Here is a 3924-nt window from a genome sequence, read left to right on the forward strand (position 1 = left end):
GCCTGCCCTACGCGCCAGGCGGCGCGCCGTGGACAGTCGCGCTCAAGGTCGACGGCGACCTGCTCAAGACCCTCAAGCTTGACGCCGACAGCAGCGGTTACCTGTCGGCCAAGCTCAGCGGCGAGTTGCAGCCGCTGGTGGAAAACCTGCCGGCGCAACTGCACATCACCGCCGACGCCTTCAAACCCAGCGCCGATTTGCCGGACACCCTGCAACTCAATCAACTGGACCTGACCGCCAAAGGCGACCTGAACAGCGGTTACCAATTGCTCGGCAAAGCCGTACTGCCGGCGGAAAAAGGCCCGGTGGAGATGCTGCTGCAAGGTCGGGTGGACGCCAAGGGCGCGCAGATCGCCGGCCTGGATCTGACGGCTGGCGACAAACAAAGCCTGAAACTCACGGCACAACTGGACTGGCAACAAGGCTTCAGTGCGGACGCCAAAATCGATTGGCTGGACTTCCCCTGGCATCGCCTCTACCCATTGATCGACGAGCCGCAGGTCACCTTGCGCACCTTCAATGGCGAAATTTCCTATAAGGACGGCAACTACCTCGGCAACCTCAAGGCCGACCTCGATGGCCCCGCCGGCAAATTCAATGTGGTCACACCGTTCAGTGGCGACCTCAAGCAAGTGTTCCTGCCCGAGCTGAAACTGGCCGCCGGCCAAGGCAAGGCCGTGGGCCACCTCAACCTGCAGTTCGCCGACGGCATCGCCTGGGACACGGCGCTCGACCTGTCGGCGCTGAACCCGGCGTACTGGCTCGCGGAATTGCCGGGCACCCTGGCCGGACCGCTGCGCAGCAAAGGCGAGTTCAAAAACGAACAGCTCAAGCTGAACGCCGACCTCGACCTCAAGGGCCGTCTTCGCGGGCAGCCCGCCGTGTTGGCCGCCAAGGCCGAAGGCGCGGGCGAGCAATGGACCCTGGCCAACCTGGATATCCGCCTGGGCGACAACCGCATCAACGGCAGCGGCAGCCTGCAACAACGCCTGGCCGGGCAGATCGATATCAAACTGACGCGTCTGGCCCAGCTGTGGCCGCAGTTGCGCGGGCAGATCAATGGCCGACTCGATGTGGCCGGCAGCCTCAAAGCGCCGCAAGGCAAACTCGACCTCAAGGGCCAGCAACTGGCGTTTGCCGACAATCGCCTGCAAAGCCTGAGCCTCGACGCCACGCTCGATAACGCCCAGCGCGCGAAGATCGACCTCAAGGGCAGCGGCATCCAAAGCGGCGACACCCAAGTCGGCACACTGACTGCCAGCGCCCAGGGCGATGTCAGGCAGCAGAAGGTCCAGTTGGATCTGGCTGGACCACTGGTCAAGCTGGCCCTGGCCCTGGACGGCAACCTCGACCAAGGCAACTGGCGTGGGCGCCTGGCCAGCGGTGACGTGCAAGCCGGTGGCCAGGACTGGAAGCTGCAGGCCCCGGCGAAAATCGAGCGCCTGGCCGATGGCAAGTTGACCTTCGCCGCTCACTGCTGGGTCGCAGGCACGGCCAGCCTGTGCGGTGAAGACCAGCGGCTGATGCCCGAGCCGAAGCTGCGTTATCACCTCAAGCAATTCCCTATCGACAGCCTGGCCGCCTGGTTGCCCAAGGACTTCGCCTGGCAGGGCACGCTCAACGCCGACGTACAACTCGACCTACCGGCCAGCGGCCCCAAAGGCGTGATCGCGGTGGATGCCAGCGGCGGCATTTTGCGCGTCAAGGATAAGCACCAGTGGCTGGATTTCCCCTACGACACGCTGAAACTGGACGCCACCCTCAACCCCAAGCGCATCGACACCCGGCTCAACTTCCAGGGCGGCAAACTCGGTGAGTTGCTGTTGCAGGCACAGATCAACCCGCTGGCGAAAAACAAGCCGATCAGCGGCACCTTCAGCCTCACCGGTCTCGACCTTGCTGTGGCGCGGCCGTTTGTGCCGATGGTGGAAAAACTCCACGGCAAGCTCAACGGCAATGGGCGTATCTCCGGTGGTCTGTTGGCGCCGCTGGTCAACGGCAACGTGAACCTGGTGGGTGGCGAGATTTCCGGGCCGCAACTGCCGATCAGCCTCGAAGGTTTGAACGTACAGGCGCTGATTGCTGGCGAAAGCGTGCAACTCGATGGCGGCTGGCGCAGCGGCAAGGCCGGGCAGGGTAGCCTCAAGGGCCATGTCGACTGGGGCCGCGCCCTGGTGGTGGACCTCAGCCTGCAAGGCTCGCAACTGCCGGTCACCGTCGAACCTTACGCGGTGCTGGAAGTCGCGCCCGACCTGAAGATCAGCCTGAAGAACGACAAGCTCGCGATCGCCGGCAAGGTGCAGATCCCGCGCGGTGATATCACTGTGCGCGAATTGCCGCCGTCGACGGTCAAGGTCTCCGATGACACGGTGATCGTCGGCGCCCAGACCGAAGAGGGCAAGCCGCCCATGGCGATGGCGATGGATATCGACGTGGCGGTCGGTGAAGACCAGCTCAACTTTTCGGGCTTCGGCCTCACCGCCAAAGTGCAGGGGCATGTGCATATCGGCGACAACCTGGACACCCGTGGTGAGCTGTGGCTGAACGATGGGCGCTACCGTGCCTATGGTCAGAAGCTCAATGTGCGTCGAGCGCGGCTGTTGTTCGCCGGGCCTCTTGATCAACCGTTCCTGGATATCGAAGCGGTGCGGGTCACTACCGAGTCCTCCAGGACCGTCACCGCTGGTATCCGCTTGAGTGGCAGTGCCGAACAGCCGACGACGCAGATCTTCTCCGAGCCGGCCATGGCTCAGGAGGATGCGTTGTCATACCTCGTGCTGGGACGTTCGCGCACCACCACGGGCGAAGACAACAATATGCTGGCGGAAGCGGCGCTGGGCCTGGGCTTGATGGGCAGTGCCGGAGTGACCTCGGACATCGCCAAGAACCTCGGCATCCAGGACTTCGAGCTCGATACCCAAGGCAGCGGCACCAACACCGCCGTGGTTGCCAGCGGCAAGATCTCGGAGAAACTCAGCCTGCGTTATGGGGTTGGGGTGTTCGAGCCGGCCAGCACCATTGCTTTGCGCTACCTGTTGAGCAAGAAGGTCTACCTGGAAGTGGCCAGTGGGGTGGCCAGTTCGTTGGATATTTTCTACAAGCGGGATTTCTAGATCCGCCCTCGATGAAAAAGTGCGAGCGGGCTTGCTCGCTCGCTCGCACATACCAAGCAAGCTAATTATTCCATTTGACATTCGCTGCCTAAGCAGTAATATCTCGTCACACATTCACTGCCTAGGCAGTAATAAGGTGACTTTCGATGAAGCACTTCACCCCGGACAACTTCCACAACTGCCAACTTGGGCTGTTGCTCGGCCGTGCGGCCATCCTTAAAGACAAGATCATCGACACCCATATGGAACCCCACGGCATCACCGCCGCGCAGTTCAAGGTGTTGATCATCATGGCGCAGTTCGGTGTCGACACCCCGGCGGAGCTGTGCCGCAACCTGTCGCTGGACAGCGGTTCGATGACCCGCATGCTCGACCGCCTGGAGCAAAAGGGCCTGCTTGGTCGCAAGCGTTCGGAGCTGGACCGCCGCCAAGTGCAGTTGGTGCTGACGGATGACGGTCAGCGCCTGGCGGACATGCTGCCCTACATCGGCGCCGAGGCGTTGAACCAGTTGGCCAGCGCACTGGAACCGGGTGAGTTGCAAACCCTGGAAAAAATCCTCAAGAAAATTCTGATAGCTGCCGGTGATCCCATCACCCTTCAGCGGGTAGGTAGAGAATGAACACACGTGCCCTTTGCCTGGTGCTGGCGGCCATGAGCATGGCCGGTTGCGCCAACTTCAGCGGCCTCGACACCCAGGGCCAGCGCCTCGACGCCAACACCTTCAATCAGCAAGGCGGCAAACTGATCAGCCAAGGCAAGCTCACTCTGACCGCCGACATCATCGACAACAGCCTCGACGGCTACATCGCG

The 3924-nt window shown here is 62.3% G+C and carries 2 protein-coding genes and 1 pseudogene; all 3 read left to right on the top strand.

All coding sequences use genetic code 11. From position 1 onward, the window contains the following. A partial coding sequence (locus L9Z73_RS26850) for a translocation/assembly module TamB domain-containing protein (RefSeq protein WP_247407612.1) occupies positions 1-3113 on the top strand: 3113 nt, incomplete at its 5' end. Between the two features lie 146 nt (positions 3114-3259). Next, on the top strand, positions 3260-3733 hold the full coding sequence (locus tag L9Z73_RS26855; protein ID WP_247407614.1) for a MarR family winged helix-turn-helix transcriptional regulator: 474 nt from the start codon (positions 3260-3262) through the stop codon (positions 3731-3733). Beyond that, a pseudogene (locus tag L9Z73_RS26860) lies at positions 3730-3924 on the top strand (multidrug RND transporter); the annotation flags it as partial. The gene L9Z73_RS26855 and the pseudogene L9Z73_RS26860, both read left to right, overlap by 4 nt.

Source organism: Pseudomonas emilianonis (genome assembly GCF_023072625.1).
Taxonomy (GTDB): Bacteria; Pseudomonadota; Gammaproteobacteria; order Pseudomonadales; family Pseudomonadaceae; genus Aquipseudomonas; species Aquipseudomonas paraveronii.